The following is a 24,057-nucleotide window of genomic DNA, read 5'->3' as shown; positions in this document are numbered from 1 at the left end:
CGCTAGGTTCGGGCCATGCCGGTGCTCGCGATCGATGCAGGGACGACCGGGGTGACCGCGCTGGTCGTCGGCGAGGACGGCGGCGTCCTCTCCCGCGGTTACCGCGAGTTCGCGCAGCTGTTCCCCCGCCCCGGCTGGGTGGAGCACGAGCCCGACGACATCTGGACGGCGACGGTGGCCGCCTGCCGCGAGGCGCTGGCCGGCACCGACGCGCAGCCGACCTGCGTCGGGATCACCGACCAGCGCGAGACCGCGGTCGTGTGGGACCGGCGCACGCTGCACGCCCCGCGGCCGGCGATCGTGTGGCAGGACCGGCGCACCACCGGGATCTGCGACCGGCTGCGCGCCGACGGCGTCGAGGACCGGGTGTCGCAGCTGACCGGCCTGCGGCTGGACCCGTACTTCACCGGGACCAAGTACGCCTGGCTGGCCGAGCACGAACCGCGCCTGTGGGCCGGCGTGCACGACGGCTCGCTGGCCCTGGGCACCGTCGACTCCTACGTCGTCACCCGGCTCACCGGCGGCGCCGCGCACGTCACCGACCCGAGCAACGCCAGCCGCACGCTGCTCTACGACCTCGAGAAGGGCGGCTGGAGCGACGAGCTCTGCGAGCTGTTCAACGTCCCCCGCTCGGCGCTGCCCGAGCTGGTCCCCAACTCCGGCGTCGTCGGCACCACCGACCCCGACTCCTTCCTCGGCCTGTCGCTGCCGGTCGCCGGGCTGGCCGGCGACCAGCAGGCCGCGCTGTTCGGGCAGGCCTGCTTCTCCCCCGGCATGTCCAAGTGCACCTACGGGACCGGCTCGTTCGTCCTCACCAACACCGGGCCCACGCCGGTGCGCTCCGACGCCGGGCTGCTCACCACGGTGGCCTGGGACCTGGGCGACGGGCTGGTCTACGCGCTCGAGGGCGCGATCTTCGTGACCGGCGCGGCGGTGCAGTGGCTGCGCGACGGGCTGGGGCTGATCGACTCGGCCGCCGAGATCGAGGGGCTGGCCCGCACGGTGCCCGATTCCGGCGACGTCGTCTTCGTCCCCGCGCTCACCGGCATGGGCGCACCGCACTGGGACCCGCACGCCCGCGGCGCCATCGTCGGCATCACCCGCGGCACGACCCGGGCGCACATCGCGCGGGCCACGCTCGAGGCGATCGCGTTCGAGGTGCGCGACGTCGTCGACATCATGGTCAGCGAGGCGGGGCTCTCCGTGCCGGAGCTCTCCGCGGACGGCGGCGCCAGCGCCAACGACCTGCTGCTCCAGCTGCAGGCCGACCAGCTCGGCGTGCCGGTGCGCCGGCCGGTGGTCACCGAGACCACGGCGCTGGGCGCGGCGTTCCTCGCCGGCCTGGGCACCGGCGTGTGGTCGTCCACCGACGAGCTGGCCGACACCTGGTCGCTGGACCGCCGGTTCGAGCCGGTCGCGGGCCGGCGGGACGACGGCCGGCACGACCGCTGGCAGGACGCCGTCGGCCGCGCCGGCCGCTGGACCCGCTGACCAGCTTTCGGTACCGAAAGCTGAGCGTGGGTTCCCGGCTTTCGGTACCGAAAGCTGGTCAGGCGGCGCCCTTGGCGCGGCCGCCGACGGAGTTGGGGCCGAACTCGCGGCCCTGCAGCGCGGCGATGTCGCGCTCCAGCTGCGGCACGCGCGCGGCCGAGACCCGCATCGCCACCTTCTCCGCGAGCACACCCGTGACCAGCTGGCGCAGCGCCGCCACGGTGCCCACCGAGCGGGGCATGAACACCCGGCGCCGGCGGGTCTCCAGGTTGTCCACCAGCGCCTCGGCGCACGCCTCGACCGAGGTGTAGGCGCCCAGCGGACCCGGCAGCTGGGCGCGGGTCTGCTTGAACGTCGGGAGCGCCGCCTCGGTGTCGCGCACCATGTCGGTGTCGATCCAGGTCGGGTGGGCGCTGGCGACGGTGACCCCGCGGTGGGCCACCTCGAGGCGCAGCGCGTCGCCGAAGCGCTCCACGCCCGCCTTCGACGCGCAGTAGGCGCTCATGCCGGGCAGCACCGTGAACGCCGCCGCCGAGCTGATCAGCAGCACGTGCCCGCGGCGCTCGGCGATGTGCGGCAGCGCCGCGTGGGCGGTGAGCATCGTCCCGATCAGGTTGACCTCGATGGTGCGGGCCAGCGCGTGCGCCGACGAGGTCATCACCGTGGTCAGCGGCGCGATGCCGGCGTTGGCGACGACGGCGTCCAGCCCGCCGAAGGTGTCGACCGTCCGCTGGACGGCGGCCTCCAGCGCCTCCGGGTCGGTGACGTCGGCCTCCACCCACAGGTGCTCGGGGCCCAGCTCGTCGGCGACCCGGGCCAGCTCCTCCGGCTCGAGGCCGACGAGGGCCACGCGCGCGCCGCGGGCGGCCACCTTGCGGGCCAGCGCGGCGCCGATGCCGCGGGCGGCGCCGGTGATGAGGACCGACTGCCCGGTCCGGGACGTGCGGGGACGACGGGCCATGGGGCGCTCCCTGGGATCGGGGTTCTCCGCGCTCGAATTGAGCACTGCTCAACAGCCGTTGTAGCTTGTTGAGCGTTGCTCAGCAAGCCGAGGAGCAATCCCGCGGACCGTCCGTCGACGAGGAGTTCGTCCAGGTGACCAGCACGCTCGAGACCCAGCTCGCGCCTCCCCCCGGCGCCGTGCGCGAGGTGAAGATCGCGATCATCGGCTCCGGGTTCGCCGGCATCGGCATGGCCGTGGCGCTCCGGGAGCGGGGCGAGCAGGACTTCGTGCTGCTCGAGCGCGCGGCCGACGTCGGCGGCACGTGGCGCGACAACACCTACCCGGGCGCGGCCTGCGACGTGCAGTCCAACCTCTACTCGTTCTCCTTCGCGCCCAACCCGGAGTGGCCGCGCTCCTACTCGGGGCAGCCCGAGATCCAGGCCTACCTGCGGGGTGTGGCCGACCGCTTCGACGTCCGGCGGCACTGCGTCTTCGGCGCCGACGTCCTCGACGCCCGGTGGGACGACGCCGCCCGCCGCTGGCAGGTGCGCACCACCGCCGGCACGTTCCGCGCCCAGGTGCTCGTCTCCGCCGCCGGCGCCCTGGCCGACCCGACCTACCCCGACATCCCCGGGCTGGACGGCTTCGAGGGCACGGTCATGCACTCGGCCCGCTGGGACCACGACCACGACCTCACCGGTGAGGCGGTCGCGGTGATCGGCACCGGCGCCTCGGCCATCCAGGTGGTGCCGGCGATCCAGCCCGTCGTCGGCAGCCTGGCCGTGTACCAGCGCACGCCGGCCTGGGTGGTGCCGCGCACCGACCGCCCGGTCCCCCGCTGGCGGCAGCGCCTCTACCGCGCCGTGCCGGGGCTGCAGAAGGCGATCCGCGGCCTGCTCTACCTCGTGCGCGAGTTCCTGGTGCTCGGGATGGCCAAGAACCGGCTCTTCCTCCGCCCGGTGGGCAAGCTGGCCCGGGCGCACCTGCACCGCCAGGTGCGCGATCCCAAGCTCCGCAAGGGGCTCACCCCGGACTACACGATCGGCTGCAAGCGCATCCTGATCAGCAACGACTACTTCCCCGCGGTCGCCGCACCCAACGCCGAGCTGGTGACGGCGGGCATCGCCGAGGTCCGGGCCCGCTCCATCGTCGACCGCGACGGCATCGAGCGGCCGACCGGCACCATCGTGCTGGCCACCGGCTTCCACGTGACCGACCTGCCGATCGCCGAGAAGATCTGCGGGCGGGACGGCCGGTCCCTGGCCCAGGTCTGGGACGACGGCATGGTGACCAACCGCGGCAGCACGGTCGCCGGCTTCCCGAACCTCTTCCTGCTGGTCGGGCCCAACGTCGGCGTCGGGCACACCTCGATGGTCTACATGATCGAGTCGCAGGTGGCCTACGTGGACAGCGCGCTGCAGGCGATGGCGGCCGAGGGCCTGGAGACCCTGGAGACGACGCCGGCGGCGCAGCAGGCCTACCGCGAGCTGATCGCCCGGAAGTCGAAGGGCACCGTGTGGCTGGCCGGCGGCTGCGCCAGCTGGTACCTGGACCGGCACGGGCACAACACCACGCTGTGGCCCGACTTCACCTTCCGGTTCCGCAGGCTCACCCGCACCCTGGACCGCGAGAACTACGTCGGCGCCCCGGCCCGCACCTCGGAGGTGGCGGCATGACCACGATCCGGAAGCACACCGCCGCGGTGCCCCTCCCCGACGGCGCGCAGCTGCACGCCACCGTCGAGGGGCACGACGACGCCCCGGTCACGCTGGCGCTCGCGCACGGCTGGACGCTGTCGCAGGCGGCGTGGGACGACGTCGCCCTGCTGCTGCGACCCCACGTCGCGGCCGGCGAGCTGCGGCTGGTCCGGTACGACCAGCGCGGGCACGGCCGGTCCACCTGGGGCCGCTACGCCGACGACGTCGCCGAGCTGTCCATCGACCAGCTGGGCGCCGACCTCGGCGAGCTGCTCGACCACGTCGCCCCCACCGGCCCGGTCGTCCTCGGCGGGCACTCGATGGGCGGCATGACCATCATGTGCCTGGCCGCGGCCCGGCCGGAGCTGTTCGGCGACCGCGTGCGCGGGACCGCGCTGGTCGCCACCTCCGCCGGCGACCTCGCCCCCCGCGGCGAGACCCTGCTCGAGCGGCTGCAGCTCAGGCTCGCCCCCGGCACGGTCACCGCCGCCATCGGCGCCGCCCGGGTGCTCGAGGGGATCCGCCAGGCCCTGCCGCCGTCGTCGCGGCGCCACCAGAAGATCGTCCGGGACCTGCTCTACGGCGCCGACGCGACCGACGAGATGGTGCTGACCGGGGCCGAGATCATGCACGCCACGACGGTGCGCGCCTTCGCCGCCTTCTACCCGGCGCTCGGCGAGCACGACAAGCGGGAGGAGCTGAGCGCGCTGCGCGAGGTGCCGGTGGAGATCCTCGTCGGCGACAGCGACAAGCTCACGCCCGAGCGGCACAGCCGGCAGCTGGCCGAGCAGCTGCCCGGCGCGCGCCTCGCCGTCGTCGAGCGGACCGGCCACATGCTGCCGCAGGAGCGGGCCGAGCTCGCCGTCGCCGCCCTGACCCGGCTGGTCGGGGAGGCCGCCGCCGACCGGGCCGCCGCGTGAGCCGATGACGGGGTCCCCCTCCCCACCGCACCCCCGGTTGCGCCGCACCGCCGGTGACCGGCGGGCCCAGCTGGTGCAGATCGGGCTCGAGCTCCTGCCCACCACGCCGGTGCAGGAGCTGACGATCGACGAGGTGGCGCGGCGGGCGGGGATCAGCCGCAGCCTGCTGTTCCACTACTTCGCGAACAAGCGCGAGTACTACACCGCCGTCACCCGGGCCGCCGCGGACCTCCTGTGGGAGCACCTCATGCCCGCCCCGGGCACCCCGCCGGAGGAGCAGGTGACCGGCATGCTCGACCGCTACGTCGGCTGGGTGGAGACCTTCCGGGAGAGCCACCTCGCCTTCGTGCGCGGCGCCGCCGGTGGCGACCCGTGGGTGTCGGAGGTCTACGAGGAGACCCGCGGCCGCCTGGTCGAGGTGGCGCTGGCGGCGCTCGGCCTGCCCGACGACGCCCGGCACCGCCAGCTGGTGCTGGCCTGGTTCGCGTTCACCGAGGACCTGGTCGGCTCCTGGGCGGACGAGCCGACGATGACCCGCCCCGAGCTGCTCGCCCTGCTCCGCGACGTCCTCGACCGGCTCGTCGCACGCTGATCCGGGGCGGGCCGGCCGTCAGCCGGCCAGGGACGTCGGGGCGCGGTCGCCGGCCTCCGCGGCCGGGGGCTGCAGGGTGGCGACGGCGTCGCTGCCCCCCGTGGCCTGCGCCTTCTTCACCGAGGCCCCGTAGACGTCGACGTACTCCTGGCCCGACAGCGTCATGATCTCGTACATGATCTCGTCGGTGACCGAGCGCTCGACGAAGCGGTCGCCGGCCAGCCCCTCGTAGCGGGTGAAGTCCAGCGGACGGCCGAAGACGACCTTGACCCGCATGAGCTTCTTGCCGAACGGCAGCTTCCGGGTGGAGTAGCACATGGCCACCGGGACCACCGGCACGCCGGTCTCCAGGGCCATCCGGGCCACGCCGATCTTGCCGCGGTAGAGCCGGCCGTCGGGCGAGCGGGTGCCCTCGGGGTAGATGCCGAGCAGGTTGCCCCCGCGCAGCACGCGCAGGCCGGTCTGGATGGCGTCCTCGGCCGCCGAGGCGCTGGTGCGGTCGATCGGCACCTGGCCGCTGCCGGCGAAGAAGACCCGCTGGCCCCAGCCCTTGATGCCGGTGCCGGTGAAGTACTCCTGCTTGGCGAGGAAGGTGACGCGGCGCTTGATCGACAGGGGCATGAAGACCCAGTCGGCGGCGGACAGGTGGTTGCTCGCCAGGATGGCCGCACCGGCCGCGGGGACGTTCTCGGTGCCCTCGGCGCGTGGGCGGAAGACCAGCTTCGCGACCGGCCCGACCGCGACGAACTTGAGGAACCAGTAGAACAACACGCCTCCCTCGTGAGCTGCCAGACTAGGGAGCCCTGCGCCTGGAGGACAATCGGCCGTCCCCGTGCGAGGGATCACTTTTCCACCCGTCGGCTCCCGCCGCCGGACGACCAGGAGGACGCCCGTGCCCGGTCCGACCCCCGCCGTGCTGGCCGGCGCCGAGCCGTTCGACTTCCCCGGGCGGGGCGCTGACGCGCGCACCGGCGTGCTGCTGGTGCACGGCTTCACCGGCAACCCGATGAGCATGCGGCCGTGGGGCGAGCACCTCGCGGCCGAGGGGTTCACCGTGCGCTGCCCGCTGCTGCCGGGCCACGGCACGACCTGGCAGGACTGCAACACCAGCACCCACGAGCAGTGGACGACGGCGGTCGAGCGGGCGTTCGACGAGCTGCGCGCGGGCTGCGACCGGGTGTTCGTGGCCGGGCTGTCCATGGGCGGCACGCTGGCCACCCGGCTGGCCGAGGTGCGCCCCGATGACGTCGCCGGCCTGCTGCTGGTCAACCCGGCGCTGCTCACCCAGCGGCTGGACGCCAAGCTGCTGCCGCTGCTGTCGAGGCTGACCCCCAGCTGGGCGCCGATCGCCAGCGACATCAAGAAGGCCGGCGTCGTCGAGCTCGCCTACCCGAAGCTGCCGACCCGGGCGATGATGCAGCTACGGGCGCTGTGGGCCCTCACCCGCACCGACCTGGGCCGGGTCACCGCGCCGGTGATCGTCTTCCACAGCGCCGAGGACCACGTCGTCGAGCCGGTCAACAGCGAGGTCCTGCTGGCCGGGGTCGGGAGCAGCGACACCACCGAGGTGCTGCTCGAGGACAGCTACCACGTCGCGACGCTGGACAACGACGCCCCACGGATCTTCCGCGGCTCGGTCGAGTGGATCAGGGCCCGCGTGCCGGCGACCGAGCCGGAGACGCCGTGACCGGACGACGCGGCCGCCGCGACAACGGCCTCGACGCCGTCCTCTGGAGCCCGCTGCGCGACGTCGACCCGCGGGTCGGCGAGCACCTGCTCGACGTGCTCCAGGCCGCGGGCATCCCGGCCTACCTCGAGCCGTCGGCCGACGTCGGGCCGTACACCCGCGAGGTCTCCCTGCCCAGCCCGCCCACCGACCGGCTCTTCGTCGACCGTGGCCGCCGGGAGGAGGCCGGCGTGCTGGTCGACCGGCACGCCGACGAGCACGCGCGGCAGCCCGTCGAGGCCGCCCCGGCGCGCGCGGACCTCGACGAGGACGCCGAGTGGAGCCGCATCGTGGCCGCGTTCGAGGCGGAGCACGGCCGTACCGCCGTCGACGAGGCGCCGTCGGACGCCCCTCCCCGGGCGCCGCACGAGCTGTCGGTGCTGGACCTCCCCGAGGAGCACTACGAGCCGCCGCCTCCCCCGCCGCTCCCCGCGCCCTCGCCGACGACGCTGTACGCGGTGCTGCTGGTCGTGGGCGGGCTGCTGCTCATCGGTGCTCCCGGCGTGCTGCGGCTGTCCGCGGACGTCGGCCTGCTGCTCGGCGTCGCGGCGATCGCCGGAGGGGTGGCCATGCTGGTCTCCCGCATGCGGGAGCGCTCCACCGGCGACGACGGGGACGACGGCGCGGTCGTCTGACCCCTACGGTGCGGGCATGGACGCCGCCACCGTCGCGCTCACCGGCCACCTGATGGACACCGGCATCCTGGCCCGGGTGCTCGACGACGTCCTGGAGTACGGCGGGGACTACCGGATCGCCGACCTCGACCTGGGCCGCCGGCACGAGGACGAGTCGCGGGCCGAGATCGAGGTCCGCGCGGCCGACGGCGAGCTGCTCGACCGCATCCTCATGCGGCTGCAGACCCACGGCGCCAACGCCGTCGACCCCGGCACCGCCACGACGCGGCCCGCCCCGGCCGACGGCGTCTTCCCCGACGACTTCTACTCCACCACCAACCTCGACACCTTCGTCCGGCTGGAGCGGGACTGGATCGCCGTCGACCGCGCCGAGATGGACTGCGGGCTGGTCGTCGACCCGGCCGGGGCCGGCGGGCGCCCCGTGGTGCGCACGGTCCCGGTCAGCGACGTGCGGGCCGGCGAGCAGGTGGTCTGCGGCGCCCACGGCGTCCGGGTGGAGATGCCCCCGGCGGTGGCCCGCGGCGAGGAGGAGAACTTCGGGTTCATGTCCTCGGCGGTCTCCAGCGAGAAGCCGCAGGCGCTGCTGGTGCGCCAGATCGCCGAGCGGATGCGCGAGGTGAAGGCCGCGGGCCGGCGGGTGCTGTGGGTCGGCGGCCCCGCGGTCGTGCACACCGGCGCCTCCCCCGCCATGGTCCGGCTGGTGCGCGCCGGCTACGTCGACGTGCTGTTCGCGGGCAACGCGCTGGCGACGCACGACATCGAGTCGGCGCTCTACGGGACCTCGCTGGGCGTCGACCTGGCCAAGGGGTCGGGCGTGCCGCACGGGCACGAGCACCACATCCGAGCGATCAACACCGTCCGCGCGGCCGGTTCCATCGCGGCCGCGGTCGACTCCGGCGTCCTCACCGGGGGCGTCATGCACGCGCTGGTGCAGGCCGGCAAGCCGTTCGTGCTGGTCGGGTCGGTCCGCGACGACGGCCCGCTGCCCGACGTCTTCACCGACGTCATCGAGGGCCAGCGGGCGATGCGCGCCGAGCTGCACGACGTCGGCTTCGCGATCATGGTCGCCACGATGCTGCACTCGATCGCCACCGGGAACCTGCTGCCGGCGTCGGTCCCGCTGGTCTGCGTCGACATCAACCCGGCGACGGTCACCAAGCTGGCCGACCGCGGCAGCGCGCAGGCCATGGGCATCGTCACCGACATCGGCCTGTTCCTGGAGCAGCTCGCCCGCGAGCTCTGCTGACCGCCGGCCTCAGGCGGTGCCCTCGGCGACGTCCCTCCGCACCAGGTCGGCCGCGCCGACGATGCCGGCCTGCGCCCCCAGCTCGGCCGCGACGATCCGCGGCCCGGGGCGGAACCCCCGGCCGGGCAGCGCCCGCTCGAGCCGGTCGCGCGCCGGGGCGAGCACCATCTCGCCGAGCACGCTCACCCCGCCGCCGATGACCACGACCTCCGGGTCGAGGACGGCGGAGAGGTCGGCGATGCCCTGCCCGAGCCACTCGCCGACGCCGGCCAGCAGCTCCAGGGCCAGCGGATCGCCGTCGTACGCGGCCCGGGCGACGTCCTCACCGGTGAGCCGCTGCGCCTCGCCGTCGACCCGCTCCAGCAGCATCGCCGCCGCGGCCGGGGACGTGCTGGCCACCTCGCGCGCGGTCTGGCCGAGCGCGGTACCGCTGGCGTACTGCTCCCAGCAGCCGCGGTTGCCGCAGGCGCACAGGCGGCCGTCGGGGACCACGCGCATGTGGCCCCACTCCCCCGCGACGCCGTGCGAGCCACGCTGCAGCCGCCCGTCCATGACGATCCCGCCGCCGATGCCGGTGCCGAGCGTGATCATCAGCGCGAGGTCCGCACCCCGGGCGGCGCCGTAGCGGTACTCCGCCCAGGCCGCGGCGTCGGCGTCGTTGCCCACCCACAGCGGCCGCTGGAGCCGCGACTCCAGGTCCTTGCGCAGCGACGCGTGCCGCCACGCCAGGTGCGGGCTGAACAGCACGGTGTCGCCGGTCCGGTCGAACCAGCCGGCCGCGCCGATGCCGACGCCGACGATCTCGCCGTCGTGGCCGGCCGCCAGCTCCTCGACGACGGCGGCGATGGCGTCCTCGGTGGCCGAGACGGACTTGCCCGGGGTCGCCCGGCGCGCGGTGGCCGTGATCGTGCCGTCCGGGGTGACCACGCCGCCGGCGACCTTCGTGCCGCCGATGTCGATGCCGAGGGCGGCCAGCGAGCCGGGGGCGGTCACGCGATCTCGATGCGCTGGACCGACGGCGGCTCGTCGCCCGGGTCCTCGTCGGTGGCAGCACCGGCCGACGGCGCGGGCGGCTCCCCGGCGAAGGTGCGCAGCGCGGCCGCGGTGGTGGTCAGGACGTCGGCGAGCGCCGCGGTCACCTCCGGTCGCTCGCCGCGGACGACCGCGGCGACCTGGCACACCGGGCACCAGCGGCAGTCGCCGCCGTGCTCGCCGTGGGCGGCCGGTCCGCCGGTGGTGGTGGCGTCGTCGGGGTCGGCCTCGGGGCGCAGGGCGTCGATCAGCCGCCGCGCGGAGTCCAGCCAGTCGGCTCCGGTGGTCATCGGTTCCTCCTCTCGGCGGCCAGGAGGTCGGCCGGCCAGAGCGTGGGGTCGGGTCGGAAGGCGACCTCGAGTCGGGCGTCCGCGGTGCCGGCGTCGACCAGCGAGCCGCCGGTCACCTCGCAGCGGCGCAGCAGGGAATCGAGCGGCAGGGAGCGCCGGGTGCCCGCGGCGTCGACGACCAGGTCGTCCTCCCAGCGGGTCAGCTGCACCGCGCCGCGCTCGGCGAACGGCAGCGGGACGCTCAGCCGCCAGCCGCCCCCGGCCCGCTCGGTGGCGGGCGCCGGCAGCGCGGTGGCGGCGGGCAGCTCGAAGCCGTCGAGCAGCGCGGCCAGCGCATCGGCGTCGCGCGGCACCTCGGCCCCCTCCTCGACGGCGTGCACCGGGGCCAGCACCGCCAGCTCGGCCAGCGCCGACTCCTGCTCGGCGGTGCGCCGGCGCCACCACTCCCCCGTGCCCTCCGCCGGGAGCACCCGTGCCAGGACGGCACCGGGCCGGACGCCGTGCAGCCCGAGAGCGGTCACCAGCGGCCGCAGCGCCGGAGCCGTACCGGCCCTCGGCACCGCGGTGAGGAGGACGGCGGTGCCCGTGGCCGGGCCCGGCGGGTCGGGGGCGAGGCGGTCGGAGGCCAGCAGCGACTCGATCCGGCGGACCAGCGCCAGCCCGGCGTCGGCCGGCCCCCGGCGGGCAGCGCCGGCGGCGACGGCGGCCGTGCGCACCGCGCCCAGCGCCCGGATCCCCGGGGGCAGGAGCCGGTCCAGCCACCAGCGCAGCGTCGACGGCAGCGCGACCAGCCCCACCAGGTCGGTCGTGGAGCCGGCGTCCACGACCACCAGGTCGGCCTCGACCCGGCCGAGCTCGGCCAGGAGCGCCAGCTCCGCGGCGCCGGGCAGCGGGACGACGGAGCTGGCCGGGGGCAGGGTCAGCGGCAGACCGGCCGCGGACGGGACGACGGTGCCGCCCCAGAACTCCTCGACCGACGCCCGCGGGTCGACGGTCCGGACCTGGAGCCCGGGCACGGCACCGAGGCCGGCGACGTCCGGCGCCCGGCGGGTGAGGAGCACGGTCGCGCGACCGTCGCGGGCAGCGCGGACCGCGGCCGCGGCGGCCGACGTCGAGGTGCCGGCCCCACCGGGGCCGGCCACGAGCAGCGTGCGCACGACGGGTCTCAGCCCTCGACGCGCTTCTTGAGCTCCTTGAGAGCCGTGTCCAGGATGACCTTCTCCGCCCGGCGCTTGATCATCCCCAGCATCGGGATGGAGAGGTCGATGGTGATCGAGTAGGTGACCTCGGTGCGGCCGTCGGACTCGGCGAGGGTGTAGGAGCCGTCGTTCCGCTTCTGCATCGAACCCTTGACCAGGCTCCACCGCACCTGCCGGTCGCCGTCCCAGGTGTACTCGAGGACGTAGTCGTCCTTCACCGCGCCGGCGTCGAGCACGAAGTGCACCCGGCGGGCCCGGCCGTCCGGCCCCTCCTCGAGCACCTCGACCTGCTTGGCGGCGGCGACCCACTGGGGGTAGGCGGGGAAGTCGGCGATGACCGCCATGACGTCGGACGCGGGTGCCTCGACGACGATGGACTGCGTGGACTGGTCGGCCATGCGGAGCAGGCTAACGCGCCCGCCCAGCTCAGGGAGCCGCCGCTGCCACTCTGCATTACTCCTCAGTAGGAGCAGCGGCTAGATTTGCCGGAAACGTCCCTGGACCGGGGCGAGGGCGACGGCGCCCTCACCGACGCCGGGGAGGAGAGGACCCGGCGTGCGCGAGTTCAGCGTTCCAGTGACCTACGAGGTGGCCCCCGGCAAGGCCCTGACCGACATGCTGACCACCAACGTCACCGAGCACGGCGACGAGGTGGGTCTGCGGCGGCAGGTGGGCGGCCGGTGGACCGACGTCACGTGGAAGCAGTTCGGCGAGGAGGTCCGCGGCGTCGCCAAGGGGCTGATCGCCTCCGGCGTGGCTGCCGGTGACCGCGTGGCACTGCAGGCCAAGACCCGTTACGAGTGGACCGTCTTCGACTACGCCATCTGGACCGCCGGCGCCGTCGTCGTCCCCATCTACGAGACCTCCAGCGCCGACCAGGTCGCCTGGATCCTGTCGGACTCCGGCGCGACCGCCGCCATCGTCGAGCGCGACGAGCACGCCGCCGCCGTGGAGTCCGTCCGCGACCAGGCCCCCGACCTCAAGGCCGTCCTCGTCATCGACGACGGCGCGGTCGACCAGCTGGTCGCCGCCGGCAAGGACGTCCCCGACAGCGAGCTGGACGCCCGCCGGGCGACCCTGAGCGCCGACAGCCTGGCCACGCTCATCTACACCAGTGGGACCACCGGCCGGCCCAAGGGCTGCGAGCTCACCCACGCGAACTTCCTGTTCGAGATCGGCAACGGCATCACGCTGCTCGACAAGTTCATGAACGTGCAGGGCTCGCTGCTGCTGTTCATCCCGCTGGCGCACGTGCTGGCCCGCGTCCTGCAGGTGGGCGCCATCAAGAACCGCACCGTCATCGGGCACACCCCGGACGTGAAGAACCTGGTCGAGGACCTCGGCGAGTTCAAGCCGACCTTCGTCCTGGCCGTCCCGCGCGTGTTCGAGAAGGTGTTCAACCAGGCCAAGGCGAAGGCCGAGGGCGACGGCAAGGGCAAGATCTTCGACCGCGCCGCCCAGGTGGCCATCGACTGGTCCCGCGCGCAGGACACCGGCGGCCCGGGCCTGGGCCTGCGGGTGCAGCACGCGCTGTTCGACAAGCTGGTCTACGGCAAGCTGCGGGCCGCGCTCGGCGGCCGCTGCCTCGGTGCCATCTCCGGCGGCGCGCCGCTCGGCGAGCGGCTGGGCCACTTCTTCCGCGGCATCGGCGTCACCGTCTTCGAGGGCTACGGCCTGACCGAGACCACCGCCGCCGCGGCGGTGAACTACGAGACCGCCATCAAGATCGGCACCGTGGGCCGTCCGCTGCCGGGCGTCTCCTTCGCGGTCGCCGAGGACGGCGAGCTGCTGATCAAGGGCGGCATCGTCATGCGCGGCTACTGGAAGAACGACGACGCCACCAAGGAGGCGATCGACGCCGAGGGCTGGTTCCACACCGGCGACCTCGGCGAGATCGACGACCAGGGCTTCGTCAGGATCACCGGCCGCAAGAAGGAGATCCTGGTGACCGCGGGCGGCAAGAACGTCGCCCCCGCGGTGCTCGAGGACCGGCTGCGCGCCCACCGCCTGGTCAGCCAGTGCATCGTCGTCGGCGACCAGCGCCCGTTCATCGCGGCGCTGATCACCCTCGACGAGGAGGCGCTGCCGCAGTGGCTGGAGTCCAAGGGCAAGGACTCCGCGCTCACCGTCGACCAGCTGCGCGAGGACCCCGAGGTGCTCGCCGAGCTCGAGGCTGCGGTCAAGGACGCGAACCGGGCCGTCTCGCAGGCCGAGGCGATCAAGAAGTGGCGCGTCCTGGGCACCGACTTCACCGAGGACAACGGGATGCTGACCCCGAGCCTGAAGCTCAAGCGCAACGTGGTGATGAAGGAGTTCGGCGACGAGGTGGAGAACCTCTACGCCCGCTGAGCTCCGCGCCGAGCCCCCGCCCCCGCCCGGGGACGGGGGCTCAGTGCTTCTCCAGGAGGTCGGCGAAGGTGCGCGCGATCGTCGTCCACGACCAGCGCTCCTCCACCCACCGCCGGCCGGCGGCGCCCATCGCCGCCGCGCGCTGCGGGTCGGCGAGCAGGTCGGCGATCGTCGTCGCCACCTCCGACGGCGACCGCGGGTCGACGACGTGCCCGGTGACGCCCTCCTGCACCGTCTCCGGGGCGCCGCCCGAGGTGCCGGCGACGACGGGCCGTGCGCACGCAGCCGCCTCGAGGAAGACCATGCCCAGGCCCTCGACGTCCAGCCCGAGACGCCGGGTGCGGCACGGCATGGCGAACACGTCGCCGGCCGCGTAGTGCGCGGGCAGCTCCGCGACCGGCACCGGACCGGTGAGGACGACGGAGTCCTGCAGCCCCCGGCGGGCGACCGCGCGCCGCAGGTCCGCCTCGTCCGGCCCGCCCCCGACCAGCAGGAGCCGGGCGCGCGGGTGCCGCGCCAGCACCTGGGGCCAGCCCGCCACGAGCACGTCCTGGCCCTTGCGGGCGACCAGCCGGGAGACGCAGACGACCACCGGGGCGTCGCCGAGGCCGTGCCGGCGGCGCACCAGCGCGCCGTCGGCGTCCGGGGTGAACCGGTCGACGTCCACCCCGGGTGAGAGCTGCGCGAGGCGGGTGCGGTCCCCCAGCGCGGGAGCCAGCCGGCTGCGGGTGTACTCGCTGATGTAGGTGAGCACGTCGACCTGCGCGGCGATGCGCTGCATCAGCTGGCGGCTCCCCGGGAGCGCCACCCACCCGGTCTCGTGCCCGTGGGTGATGCCGACCTGGTGGCGCACCCCGGCGCGGCGCAGCGCGGGGGCGAGCAGGCCGAGCGGCGCGGCCGCGCCGTAGAGGACCGTGTCGCAGCCGTGGCGCGCGACGAGCTCCGCGGCGGCGCGGGCGGTGGCGCGGGTGGGCAGCAGCATCCCGGTGGGCCGGCGCACCACCGGGTACGGCAGCCCGGCGTCGTGCTCGGCGGAGCCGGGGTGGTCCGAGGCCAGCACGACCAGCGAATCGGGCGGCCGGCGCTCCAGCAGGGCGGCGACGAAGGTCTGGATGCCGCCCTGCCGCGGCGGGAAGTCGTTGGTGACGACGAGGGTGCGGCTCACGGTCGCCACTCCTGGGCCAGCGCGACCCGCTGCGAGGTCGTCGGGTGGGAGCCGAAGAACCGGTGCCAGGCCGTCGGCGGGTCGGGGTCGGAGAGGTTCGTGGTGGCCAGGAGCCGCTGCATGTCGACGAAGGCCTCCGGATCGCCGGTCAGGTCCAGGGCGTGCGCGTCCGCCCGGGCCTCGATCTGCCGCGAGACGAGGTTCTGCACGGGCGTGGCGACCAGCGTCCCGACGGCGACCAGCAGCAGCAGGAGCGGGACGACGCGCGGATCGCCCGGCCCGTCGGCGCCGGACCGGCGCAGCAGCGCGGGTGAGGTGAGCAGCCAGCCCAGCAGCGCCACTCCCCCGGCCGCGCCCAGCGCACCGAGCAGGGTGCCGGTCAGGACGTCGTCCGCGGCCACGTGGCCGAGCTCGTGGGCGGCGATCGACTCGATCTCCTCGTCGGACAGCCGGTCGAGCACCGTGTCGTACACGACGATGCGGCGGGTGGAGCCGAAGCCGGAGACGTAGGCGTTGAGCGCGGTCGTGCGCCGGGAGGCGTCGGAGACGAGCACGTCCTGCACCGGGGTGCCGTTCTCCTCGGCCAGCGCCAGCAGGTCGGTGCGCAGCTCCCCGACCGGCAGCGGCTCGAAGCTGTTGAACGCGGGCTCGATGACCACCGGCCAGAGGAACGAGCCGACGACGACCAGCGCCGCGGCGCCCACCGCGGCGAACGCCCACCACGCCCGCGCGGCCCGCCGCGCCAGCCACACCAGGGCGACGACGGCCAGCGCGGTCAGGGCCGTGTCGATGAGGAGGTTGACGACGACGTCGCGGGCGAACAGGCCCCAGCTGCGGGTGGAGAGCCCGTAGCGGTGCCGCACGACCTCGCCGTAGACCGACAGCGGGAGGGTGGCCACCCGTCCGACGACGGCCAGGGCCAGGACGCCGAGCAGCACCTGCCAGAACCAGCCGCCGCCCAGCGGGGCCGCGACGGCGCGGACCAGCCGGGCACCGAGCCGGGTCAGCCCCAGGACCGCGGCGACGAGCAACCCCAGCAGCAGCGAGGCGAGCGACGCCGGGCGCAGTGCCGCGGCGAAGGCCTCGGCCCGTGAGACCTGCTCGGCCGGGAGGCCGGCCGAGGGATCGGCCACGCGCTCGGGCAGCACGTCCCAGGGCGTGGTGACGGCGACGACCACGGCGAACGCGGCGAGGAGCAGGACCGCGGCCACCAGCGCGGCGCGACGGGCACGCACCCGGCCGATCCTAGAAGGACCGCGTCCCCCTCCCCGCTCGCGCGCTCGCGGCGAGCCTCTGGACGGGGCCGGCAGAGCGGAGGCCGGTGACCCCCTCGTGGGGTCACCGGCCTCCGACCGTGGTGCCGTCGTTCTACCCGGCGATGCGGCGGGCGCTGTTGTAGCTGCCCATCGAGTCCAGGCTGGCGACCTTGACCGGCTGACCGGAGGTCGAGGCGTGCACCATCTGGCCGTTGCCGATGTACATGCCGACGTGGCTGACCGGGCTGTAGAAGAACACCAGGTCACCCGGCTGCAGCTCGCTGCGCGAGACGGCCATGCCCATCCGCGACTGGCTCGCGCTGGAGTGGGGCAGGCTCACCCCGGCCGCCGCGTAGGCGTAGGAGGTCAGGCCGGAGCAATCGAAGGCGTTCGGGCCGCCGGCACCCCAGACGTAGGGGTCGCCGACCTGGGCCAGCGCGGTGTCCACGGCCTTCTGGGCCGCGGCGCTGGGCGCGATGACACCGCTGGGCGCCGGCAGGGCCTCGCCGCCGCCGTGCGCCCGGGCGACCTCGGCCTGCTGCGGGGCGCTCAGGGCGTCGTACTGCCGCTGGTAGTCGGCGATCCGCGCCTCGAGGTCCTCCTGCTGCGCGGCGATGTCGTCGACCGCCTTCTGCGCCTCGTCCCGGGCCTTCTGCGCCTCGTCACGGGCGTCCTCGGCGCGGTCGGCCACCTGGCCGACCTCGGTGACCGCGGCGTTGGTGTGGCCGGCGATCGCGTCGAGGGTGCCGAGCTGCGAGACGAACTCGTCGGCCGAGCCGCTGGTGAGCAGCACGTCGAGCTGGGTCAGCCGGTTGCCGCCGCTGGTGTAGGCGGACCGGGCCAGCTGGCGGATCTGCTCGTCGAGGGCGTCCAGCTGCTCCTGGGCCTCGGCGGCGGCCTGCTCGGCCCCCTGGGCGGCGGCCTGCTGCTGCTCCAGGACGACCTTGGCCTCGTTGAGCTGCTCGGTGACGACCTCCAGCTGGTGGCTGGCCTCGGCCACCTGCTGCGCGGCCTCGGCGGCCGTGGCGGCCGGCTCAGCGGCAGCGGTCCCGGGGAGGAGCGTCAGGGTCAGCGCGCCGGCGCCGAGGAGGACGCCCGAGCGGAGGAAGCCGAGCCGTCGCGGACGAGCGCGACCGGGCAGTGCGGCGGGGGTGAGCTGTGCGGGGGCATGCGTCAGCGGTGCGTGAGGGGTCGCCACGAGCGGCGGCTCTCCGTTTCTTCCTCTGCAACCGCCTACCGAGTTAGCTGACGGGTTCGGGCTGGGAAGACTGGCCCTATCCCCTGCTCACCGGCGAGCCGGCCCTGCAGGGGAACTCACCCCAGGACTGCGGTGGGTCCCCGGTTCACCTCGGGCGTCACGCGGACGCCGTCGACGGTGATTCGGCGGTGCCCGGCCGAGGCCACCCTTCTGCGGGCGGCGACCACCCGGTCGGACGGCGACGACCCTACGACCGTGATGTTGCCGTGACAAACCGGGGCGCCTGCTATGCCTGTGACGAGAATCGCGTCCGCGCTCGCGCGCCTCACCGACATCAGCTCTCCGTAGGTGTATGCGCACGCTCCGCTCGTGGAGGGAGCTGCGATCAGCCGGTGCGACGACCTCCCGGCCCGGTGTCGCGCGCGGTCGAGCGGTGCCGCAACGGGGGCACGAGGCCACCCTCGGCGAGCGCGCGGACGGCCCGGCGCTCCACGTCGTCCAGCTCGACCACCACGCCGGGCGGGGGCACCACGACGTCCTCGGCGACCAGCTCGGCCGCCGTCGGCACCTCGGCGGGACCGGCAAGACGGGCGCGCCCGTCCATGGGGACGACGACGGGGTCCACCCCCTGCCAGCCGGGTGGGGCGCCCAGGAGCACGGTGACGACGCAGTCGGCGCAGCCGGTACCCCGGGCGGTGCAGGTGTCGCAGTCGATGAGCATGGCGTTTCTCCTCCGTGAGTCGTTGCGCACGGTAGGAACGGCCACCGACATTTCCGCCGGACCGCGGGTCAGGTGCCCGCGTACTCCCAGTGCCAGGGCTCCTCGCGGCCGTTCCCCGGATCGGCCCACGCGGGGTGCAGGAAGCCGAACCGGCCGGCGTTGGCGACCATCCAGGCGTACTGGGGCGTGCCGAAGCGCTCGACGCCCCCGCAGAGGTCGACCGCGAGCCCCCAGCCGTGGTTGCTCGTCCCCGGCACCGCGGCCAGCGCCGGCTTCTGCCCGTAGAGGGTCACCTGGCCGGCGTAGGTCCGGTAGGAGTCGGTGATGCAGAGCGGCCCTCCGAACGCGCCGGCGTAGGCGGCGGACAGCGCGCGGTAGGCCGCCGCGGCGTCGCACCGCAGCTGGTGGCCGCCCACCCCGAGCCCGCACATCGCGCTCGGCGGGATCAGGCCGTTGGGGTAGCCGCCCCACTGCCGGGCGCCGTCGTAGCTGGGCGGGTAGACGGTGTTCCCGCACTCCACCCGGAGCGCGCCACCGGCCGGACCGGGCGCGTCCACCGGCGCCCGCCGGGGCAGCGTCGGGCGGCCGATGCCGAGGACCTGGTCGGCCGGCAGGGTGCGGACGACGACCGCACCCGCCCGCGCGTCGGCGGCGAGCATGGTCCGCGGGTCCAGCGCGATGCCGACGTGGCCCAGCCCCGACTCCGCCGTCCCGAGGAAGACCAGGTCGCCGGGGAGCACGTCGGCCGGAGCCACCGGCGCCGTCACGGCGAAGAGGCCCGCCTGGTCGCCGGGCAGGGAGATGCCCGTGCGCCCGTAGACCGACTGCACCAGGGATCCGCAGGCCCAGGAGTCCGGACCGGCCGTGCCCGGCGCGTACGGCCGGCCGAGGGCCTCCATCGCCGCGGACACCGCACCCAGCGTCTCGGCCGGCAGGACCAGCAGCGACGACGGCTGCCCCGGCAGCTGGGCGGCTCCGCGCTGGGCGCCGCCCCCGGTGGCCGCGACCGGCACCAGGCGGTCGGGCAGCCCACCGGCCGGGTCCTGCAGCGCCGCGGCCGGCGGGGCGGTGATCCCGGCGGCGGTCAGCTGGTCGAGGTAGCCGCGCCAGTTGGCGGCGGTGCGCTCGTTGACCTCGACCTGCTCCCGCTGCAGCTGGGCCAGCTGCGCGTCGACCGCACCGAGGGCGTCGTCCAGCTCGTCGGTGACGGCGCCGGCCGCGGCCTCGAGCTCGGCGATCCGGGCGGCCACCTCGTCGGCGCGGGCCCGCGCCTCCTGGAGCGCGGCCTCCGCGGTGCGCCGGCGCGCCAGCGCCGCCTGCCGCTGCTCCTCGGCCGCGCCGATCAGCCGGGCTGCGTGCCGGTCGACGACGTCGAGGAAGCCCATCGCGGAGAGGACCTCGCCCGGGTCGCCGCTGCTGAGCAGCACGGTGAGCGGGGTGAGGGCACCGCCGTCGCGGTAGACGGCCGCGGCGTACCCGGCGACCTCGGCCTGGAAGCCGGCGAGCTCGCCGGCGGCGTCGGTGAGCACGGCCTCGGCCGCGGCGACCTCCCGCTCGGCCGCCGCCTGCGCCTCCTGCGCCGCGGCCACCTCCCGCTGCTGCTCGCGGAGGCCGTCCTGCACCTCCGTCGCCCGCTCCTGGAGCCGGTCGAGCGCCCGGCTGTCCAGGACGCCGGAGGTCCCACCCGGCTGGTCGCTCGGGGCGGCGAGCGCCGGCCCCGCCGTGCCGAGGACGACGGCGGCGGCAGCGGCGGCCAGCGCCGGTCGGACGGCGCCGCGCGGGCGCCGTCGCCCGGTCACCGGCCTCGGGGTGCGCCTGGGGCGCGGGAGCATCGGACCACCTCTGCGGATCGGGGCGCGGGGGCGCACCGCAGGAATGTTGTCCTGATCACCGCCGGACCGCCACGCGGACCTGGGCATTCCCCCCTCGCGGGCGACCCGCTCCCGGCGCGGCGGCGCCAGGACTGTCACCACCCCGACCTACCGTCCGCGCCGTGCCCGCCTCCTCCCCCCTCCCCCGGTACGAGCAGGGAACGATCGAGGACCTCGGCACCCCCCTGGCGGAGGTCACCTTCGTCGTCGTCGACCTCGAGACGACGGGCGGATCGCCGAAGGACAGCGCCATCACCGAGATCGGCGCCGTGAAGGTCCGGGGTGGCGCGGTGCTCGGCGAGTTCCAGACGCTGGTCGACCCGGGCCACGAGATCCCGCCCTACATCAGCGTGCTCACCGGGATCACCACGGCGATGGTGGCGGCCGCACCCCGCATCGGCACCGTGCTGCCGTCGTTCCTCGAGTTCGCCCGCGGCGCGGTCCTGGTCGCCCACAACGCCCCGTTCGACCTGGGCTTCCTCAAGGCGGCGTGCGCCGGGAGCGGGATGGCCTGGCCGACCACCGCCTCCGTGGACACCGCCGTGCTCGCCCGCCGGCTGCTCACCCGCGACGAGGTGCCCAACTGCAAGCTGGCCACCCTGGCGCCGTTCTTCTCCGCCACCACCTCGCCGACCCACCGGGCGCTGGACGACGCGCGGGCCACGGTCGACGTCCTGCACGGGCTCTTCGAGCGCCTGGGGCCCCTGGGCATCACCTCGCTCGAGGAGCTGACCGGCCTCACCCGCCAGGTCGACCCCGAGCGCCGCCGCAAGCGGCACCTCGCCGACGCCGTCCCGCACGGGCCGGGCGTCTACCTCTTCCGCGGCCCCCGGGACGAGCCGCTCTACGTCGGCACCTCCACCGACCTCCGCAGCCGGGTGCGCAGCTACTTCACCTCCGGCGAGCAGCGCAGCCGGATCACCGAGATGGTCGCCCTGGCGCAGCGGGTCGACGCCATCCCGTGCGCGCACGCGCTGGAGGCTGCGGTGCGCGAGCTGCGGCTGATCGCCGAGCACAAGCCCCGCTACAACCGGCGCTCCCGCTTCCCCGAGCGCGCGCTGTGGGTGCGGCTGACGGAGGAACCGTTCCCCCGGCTGTCGGTCGTGCGGCGCGTGCGACCGGGCGCCGGCGTGTTCCTGGGCCCGTTCCCCGACCGGCGGGCCGCCGACTCCGCCGTCGCCGCGGTCCACGAGGCGCTCCCGCTGCGGCAGTGCACCGCCCGGATCCCGGCCCGCCCCTCGTCGGGCTCGGCGTGCGCGCTGGCCGGGATGGGGCGCTGCGGCGCCCCGTGCACCGGTGCCCAGTCCGTCGACGAGTACGCGCCCGTCGCCGGGATCTTCTCCGCCGCCGTGGCCAGCGACCCGGGCGCGCTGGTCGCCCCGCTACTGGCGCGGGTGGAACGCCTGGCCGCGGAGGAGCGCTACGAGGACGCCGCGGTGCTGCGCGACCGCGTCGCCGTCCTGCTGCGGGCGGTGCGCCGACGCCAGCGGCTGGAGTCCCTCGCCGCCGTGCCGGAGCTGGTCCTCGCCCGCCCGGACGGCGACGGCGGGTGGGAGCTGTCGGTGGTCCGCCACGGCCGGCTGGTCGCCGCCGGGCTGGCGCCGCGCGGCACGTCGGTGCGGGGCACGCTCGCCGACCTCCTCAGCACCGCCGAGACGGTGACCGACGAGGCCGCGACGACGTCGGTGGACGAGACCGAGCTGGTGCTGCGGTGGATGGAGAAGCCCGGCACCCGGCTGGTCGAGGTCGACGGCACGCTCGCCTGCCCCGCGCCCGGCACGGGGGCCTTCAGCGGCTTCCTGGCGCTCGCCGACGCCGGGCGCAGCACCCGCGACCCCTTCGCCGACGGCCGGTCGCTCGGCACCCGGGCCCGACCGGACCGGGTGACCGCGGGTGCGGTCGCCGGACCCCGCGCACGGCTAGCATCGCCGGCGTGATCACCGCCATCGTCATGATCGACGCCGCGACGGACTCCATCCCCGAGGTGGCCTCCGCGATCGCCGACCTCGACGGCGTCAGCGAGGTCTACTCCACCGCGGGCGAGGTCGACCTCATCGCGCTGGTGCGCGTGCGGGAGTTCGACCAGGTGGCCGAGGTGATCGCGGGCCGGATCAACAAGGTCCCCGGCGTCCTGGAGACCGAGACGCACATCGCCTTCCGCGCCTACTCCAAGCACGACCTGGAGGCGGCGTTCGCGATCGGCTTCGAGGACGCCGACTAGCGCGACCGCACCCGCCGGCTGACCTCGACCCAGCGGTCCAGCTGGGCGGCAGCCCGGCCGTCGTCGATCGCGGCCGCGGCCCGCTCCATGCCGGCCGCGAGGGCGTCGTGCAGCCGGACGGCGCGCTCGTCGAACGCGGCCAGCGCGGCGGCGGCGTTGAGCAGGACCGCGTCGCGGACCGCACCCCGCTCGCCGTCCACGACCCGCCGGAACACGTCGGCGTTGAACGCCGGCGGCCCGCCGCGCAGCGCATCCGGCCCGGGCGCCCCGATGCCGAGGGCGCTCGGGTCGACGCGATCGGGCACCACCTCGCCGTCCCGGACCACCCAGACCGACGAGGTCGTGGCCGTGGTCAGCTCGTCGAGGCCGTCGTCCCCCCGGAAGACGAGCGCGCGGGTGCCGCGCGACGCGAGCACCCCGGCGAGGACCGGCGCCATGCGCAGGTCCGCGCAGCCGATGGCCGCCGCGACCGGCCGGGCCGGGTTGGTGAGCGGACCGAGGAAGTTGAAGACGGTGGCGATGCCCATCTCCCGCCGGGGGGCTCCCGCGTGCCGGTAGCCGGGGTGGAACACCGGGGCGAAGAAGAAGCCGATTCCGGCCTCCTGCACGCACCGCGCCACCGCGGGCGCGGGAAGGTCGATGACCACGCCCAGCGCCTCCAGGACGTCCGCGGCGCCCGACGACGACGACGCGGCACGGTTGCCGTGCTTGGCCACCGGCACCCCGGCGGACGCGGTCACGACCGCCGCCATCGTGGAGATGTTCACCGTGTGCGCGCCGTCGCCACCGGTGCCGACGATGTCCACGCAGTCCAGCGGGAGCTGCACCGGCGTGGCCAGCTCGAGCATCGTGCGCGACAGGCCGGCCACCTCGGTCGACGACTCGCCCTTGGCCCGCAGCGCCACGGCGAAGGCGGCCACCTGCGCCGGCGTCGCCTCACCCGTCATGACCTCGCGCATGGCCCATGCGGTGTCGTCGGCGGTCAGGTCCTGACCGGCCAGGAGCCGGTTGAGCAGGCCCGGCCAGGTCGGGCGGGCCCCCTGCGGGGCGGTCACCGGACGGCGGGCCGCCGCGCGTGCGTGCGCAGCAGGTCCGCCACGACGGCGGGCGCGGTGAGCGGGTCGACCGGCATCGGCAGGATGCCCTCGGCGCGCGACCAGTGCGCCAGCCAGCGGTCGGGCTGCCGGGCGATGAGGACGCACACGGCGGGCCGGCCGGGCACCTCCTGGTCCAGCTGCCGCGCCAGGGCGAGCCCACCGGCGGGCTGCGCCTCGCCGTCGAGGACGCAGAGGTCGATCCCGCCGCGGTCCACCGCGGCGACGACCTCGTCCGGCGTGGTGCACTCCAGCCAGGTGAGCGGCCCCACGTCGCGCGCCGGGCGGCGGCCGACGGCGGTCCGGACGGACTCCCGCACCTCGGCGCGGTGGCTGTAGACCAGCACGGTGGCCGGTGCGTCGGTGGTTCCGGCTGCGCTCACGCGGCCGAGCCTAGTGGCAGAACCGCTG

At 75.2% G+C, this 24,057-nt stretch carries 23 protein-coding genes and 1 riboswitch; of the genes, 10 read left to right on the top strand and 13 right to left on the bottom strand.

Annotation, left to right across the window (positions count from 1 at the left end; all coding sequences use genetic code 11):
- Nucleotides 1–15 precede the first annotated feature (15 nt).
- Nucleotides 16–1,491 carry a glycerol kinase GlpK gene (glpK, locus tag DQ241_RS14570; protein WP_113830923.1) on the top strand — a complete coding sequence of 492 codons (1,476 nt, stop codon included), beginning with the start codon at nt 16–18 and terminating at the stop codon, nt 1,489–1,491.
- Nucleotides 1,492–1,549: 58 nt separating this feature from the next.
- Here glpK and DQ241_RS14565 read toward each other — a convergent pair whose 3' ends face one another.
- Nucleotides 1,550–2,452, bottom strand: a complete 903-nt coding sequence (locus DQ241_RS14565) for an SDR family oxidoreductase (protein ID WP_113830922.1) — start codon at nt 2,450–2,452, stop codon at nt 1,550–1,552.
- A gap of 134 nt (nt 2,453–2,586) precedes the next feature.
- Between DQ241_RS14565 and DQ241_RS14560 the strand changes: the two genes are divergently transcribed.
- From DQ241_RS14560 to DQ241_RS14550, 3 genes are read left to right on the top strand one after another with little or no spacing between them, the layout of a single operon-like run.
- Nucleotides 2,587–4,110: an NAD(P)/FAD-dependent oxidoreductase gene (locus DQ241_RS14560; protein ID WP_113830921.1), complete on the top strand. Its 1,524-nt coding sequence runs from the start codon at nt 2,587–2,589 to the stop codon at nt 4,108–4,110.
- Nucleotides 4,107–5,051 (top strand): alpha/beta fold hydrolase, encoded by a 945-nt coding sequence (locus DQ241_RS14555; protein ID WP_113830920.1) that lies wholly within the window; start codon nt 4,107–4,109, stop codon nt 5,049–5,051. Before DQ241_RS14560 ends, DQ241_RS14555 begins: the two co-directional genes overlap by 4 nt.
- A gap of 4 nt (nt 5,052–5,055) precedes the next feature.
- Nucleotides 5,056–5,643, top strand: a complete 588-nt coding sequence (locus DQ241_RS14550) for a TetR/AcrR family transcriptional regulator (protein WP_113830919.1) — start codon at nt 5,056–5,058, stop codon at nt 5,641–5,643.
- An 18-nt stretch (nt 5,644–5,661) separates the two neighbouring features.
- On the opposite strand, the gene DQ241_RS14545 is transcribed toward DQ241_RS14550, so the two are convergent.
- Nucleotides 5,662–6,414 (bottom strand): 1-acyl-sn-glycerol-3-phosphate acyltransferase, encoded by a 753-nt coding sequence (locus tag DQ241_RS14545; RefSeq protein ID WP_233492445.1) that lies wholly within the window; start codon nt 6,412–6,414, stop codon nt 5,662–5,664.
- Nucleotides 6,415–6,535: 121 nt separating this feature from the next.
- Between DQ241_RS14545 and DQ241_RS14540 the strand changes: the two genes are divergently transcribed.
- The 3 genes from DQ241_RS14540 to DQ241_RS14525 are packed head-to-tail and all read left to right on the top strand — an operon-like array spanning nt 6,536 to nt 9,250.
- The gene (locus tag DQ241_RS14540) at nt 6,536–7,330 is read left to right on the top strand and encodes a carboxylesterase (protein WP_113830918.1); all 795 of its coding nucleotides are present in this window, start codon (nt 6,536–6,538) and stop codon (nt 7,328–7,330) included.
- Entirely contained in the window at nt 7,327–8,004 is a 678-nt protein-coding gene (locus DQ241_RS20420) for a hypothetical protein (RefSeq protein WP_147252386.1), read from the top strand. The genes DQ241_RS14540 and DQ241_RS20420 overlap by 4 nt, the downstream gene beginning before the upstream one ends.
- A gap of 16 nt (nt 8,005–8,020) precedes the next feature.
- Nucleotides 8,021–9,250: a TIGR00300 family protein gene (locus tag DQ241_RS14525; RefSeq protein ID WP_113830915.1), complete on the top strand. Its 1,230-nt coding sequence runs from the start codon at nt 8,021–8,023 to the stop codon at nt 9,248–9,250.
- Between the two features lie 9 nt (nt 9,251–9,259).
- Here the strand turns inward: DQ241_RS14525 and DQ241_RS14520 are convergent, their stop codons facing one another.
- Genes DQ241_RS14520 through DQ241_RS14505 form a run of 4 tightly spaced genes read right to left on the bottom strand, consistent with a single transcriptional unit; the run spans nt 9,260 to nt 12,169 of the window.
- On the bottom strand, nt 9,260–10,243 hold the full coding sequence (locus DQ241_RS14520; protein WP_113830914.1) for an ROK family glucokinase: 984 nt from the start codon (nt 10,241–10,243) through the stop codon (nt 9,260–9,262).
- Nucleotides 10,240–10,572, bottom strand: coding sequence for a hypothetical protein (locus DQ241_RS14515; RefSeq protein ID WP_113830913.1), 333 nt, complete (start codon nt 10,570–10,572; stop codon nt 10,240–10,242). The genes DQ241_RS14520 and DQ241_RS14515 overlap by 4 nt, the downstream gene beginning before the upstream one ends.
- Nucleotides 10,569–11,729 carry an ArsA family ATPase gene (locus tag DQ241_RS14510; protein WP_113830912.1) on the bottom strand — a complete coding sequence of 387 codons (1,161 nt, stop codon included), beginning with the start codon at nt 11,727–11,729 and terminating at the stop codon, nt 10,569–10,571. The genes DQ241_RS14515 and DQ241_RS14510 overlap by 4 nt, the downstream gene beginning before the upstream one ends.
- Before the next feature lie 8 nt (nt 11,730–11,737).
- Complete coding sequence (locus tag DQ241_RS14505; protein WP_113830911.1) at nt 11,738–12,169, bottom strand: SRPBCC family protein; 432 nt, start codon at nt 12,167–12,169, stop codon at nt 11,738–11,740.
- Nucleotides 12,170–12,326: 157 nt separating this feature from the next.
- On the opposite strand from DQ241_RS14505, the gene DQ241_RS14500 reads away from it, so the two are divergent.
- Nucleotides 12,327–14,120, top strand: a complete 1,794-nt coding sequence (locus tag DQ241_RS14500; protein ID WP_199584571.1) for a long-chain fatty acid--CoA ligase — start codon at nt 12,327–12,329, stop codon at nt 14,118–14,120.
- A gap of 40 nt (nt 14,121–14,160) precedes the next feature.
- On the opposite strand, the gene DQ241_RS14495 is transcribed toward DQ241_RS14500, so the two are convergent.
- The 5 genes from DQ241_RS14495 to DQ241_RS20625 form a co-directional block, all read right to left on the bottom strand.
- Nucleotides 14,161–15,285 carry a glycosyltransferase family 4 protein gene (locus DQ241_RS14495; protein WP_113831183.1) on the bottom strand — a complete coding sequence of 375 codons (1,125 nt, stop codon included), beginning with the start codon at nt 15,283–15,285 and terminating at the stop codon, nt 14,161–14,163.
- A complete protein-coding gene (locus tag DQ241_RS14490; protein ID WP_113830910.1) occupies nt 15,282–16,520 on the bottom strand; it encodes a M48 family metalloprotease in 1,239 nt (412 codons plus the stop codon). The genes DQ241_RS14495 and DQ241_RS14490 overlap by 4 nt, the downstream gene beginning before the upstream one ends.
- 133 nt (nt 16,521–16,653) lie before the next feature.
- Complete coding sequence (locus tag DQ241_RS14485; RefSeq protein WP_113830909.1) at nt 16,654–17,739, bottom strand: C40 family peptidase; 1,086 nt, start codon at nt 17,737–17,739, stop codon at nt 16,654–16,656.
- A 16-nt stretch (nt 17,740–17,755) separates the two neighbouring features.
- Nucleotides 17,756–17,937: riboswitch (cyclic di-AMP (ydaO/yuaA leader) on the bottom strand.
- Nucleotides 17,938–18,124: 187 nt separating this feature from the next.
- The gene (locus DQ241_RS14480) at nt 18,125–18,460 is read right to left on the bottom strand and encodes a hypothetical protein (protein WP_113830908.1); all 336 of its coding nucleotides are present in this window, start codon (nt 18,458–18,460) and stop codon (nt 18,125–18,127) included.
- Nucleotides 18,461–18,528: 68 nt separating this feature from the next.
- Nucleotides 18,529–20,259 carry a D-alanyl-D-alanine carboxypeptidase family protein gene (locus tag DQ241_RS20625; RefSeq protein WP_113830907.1) on the bottom strand — a complete coding sequence of 577 codons (1,731 nt, stop codon included), beginning with the start codon at nt 20,257–20,259 and terminating at the stop codon, nt 18,529–18,531.
- 194 nt (nt 20,260–20,453) lie between these two features.
- Between DQ241_RS20625 and DQ241_RS14470 the strand changes: the two genes are divergently transcribed.
- Both DQ241_RS14470 and DQ241_RS14465 read left to right on the top strand, forming a co-directional pair.
- The gene (locus DQ241_RS14470) at nt 20,454–22,268 is read left to right on the top strand and encodes a DEDD exonuclease domain-containing protein (protein ID WP_113830906.1); all 1,815 of its coding nucleotides are present in this window, start codon (nt 20,454–20,456) and stop codon (nt 22,266–22,268) included.
- The gene (locus tag DQ241_RS14465) at nt 22,265–22,552 is read left to right on the top strand and encodes an Lrp/AsnC family transcriptional regulator (RefSeq protein WP_113830905.1); all 288 of its coding nucleotides are present in this window, start codon (nt 22,265–22,267) and stop codon (nt 22,550–22,552) included. The genes DQ241_RS14470 and DQ241_RS14465 overlap by 4 nt, the downstream gene beginning before the upstream one ends.
- Here DQ241_RS14465 and trpD read toward each other — a convergent pair.
- Nucleotides 22,549–23,607: an anthranilate phosphoribosyltransferase gene (gene trpD, locus DQ241_RS14460; protein WP_113830904.1), complete on the bottom strand. Its 1,059-nt coding sequence runs from the start codon at nt 23,605–23,607 to the stop codon at nt 22,549–22,551. The two genes, DQ241_RS14465 and trpD, sit on opposite strands and share 4 nt — an antisense overlap.
- Nucleotides 23,604–24,029, bottom strand: a complete 426-nt coding sequence (locus DQ241_RS14455; protein WP_113830903.1) for a response regulator transcription factor — start codon at nt 24,027–24,029, stop codon at nt 23,604–23,606. Before DQ241_RS14455 ends, trpD begins: the two co-directional genes overlap by 4 nt.
- Nucleotides 24,030–24,057 lie beyond the last annotated feature (28 nt).

Origin of the sequence: Blastococcus sp. TF02A-30 (assembly GCF_003319185.1) — a bacterium.
Classification (GTDB): Bacteria; Actinomycetota; Actinomycetes; order Mycobacteriales; family Geodermatophilaceae; genus Blastococcus.
Note: the sequence above shows the minus strand (reverse complement) of the source record. Positions and strands in the feature narration are given on the sequence as shown.

Bases quoted from the DNA above. Each gene is read 5' to 3' on its own strand.
- DQ241_RS14550 (WP_113830919.1), top strand. From the start codon at position 5,056: ATGACGGGGTCCCCCTCCCCACCGCACCCCCGGTTGCGCCGCACCGCC.
- DQ241_RS14555 (WP_113830920.1), top strand. From the start codon at position 4,107: ATGACCACGATCCGGAAGCACACCGCCGCGGTGCCCCTCCCCGACGGC.
- glpK (WP_113830923.1), top strand. From the start codon at position 16: ATGCCGGTGCTCGCGATCGATGCAGGGACGACCGGGGTGACCGCGCTG.
- DQ241_RS14525 (WP_113830915.1), top strand. From the start codon at position 8,021: ATGGACGCCGCCACCGTCGCGCTCACCGGCCACCTGATGGACACCGGC.
- DQ241_RS14565 (WP_113830922.1), bottom strand. From the start codon at position 2,452: ATGGCCCGTCGTCCCCGCACGTCCCGGACCGGGCAGTCGGTCCTCATC.
- DQ241_RS14515 (WP_113830913.1), bottom strand. From the start codon at position 10,572: ATGACCACCGGAGCCGACTGGCTGGACTCCGCGCGGCGGCTGATCGAC.
- DQ241_RS14505 (WP_113830911.1), bottom strand. From the start codon at position 12,169: ATGGCCGACCAGTCCACGCAGTCCATCGTCGTCGAGGCACCCGCGTCC.
- DQ241_RS14480 (WP_113830908.1), bottom strand. From the start codon at position 18,460: ATGCTCATCGACTGCGACACCTGCACCGCCCGGGGTACCGGCTGCGCC.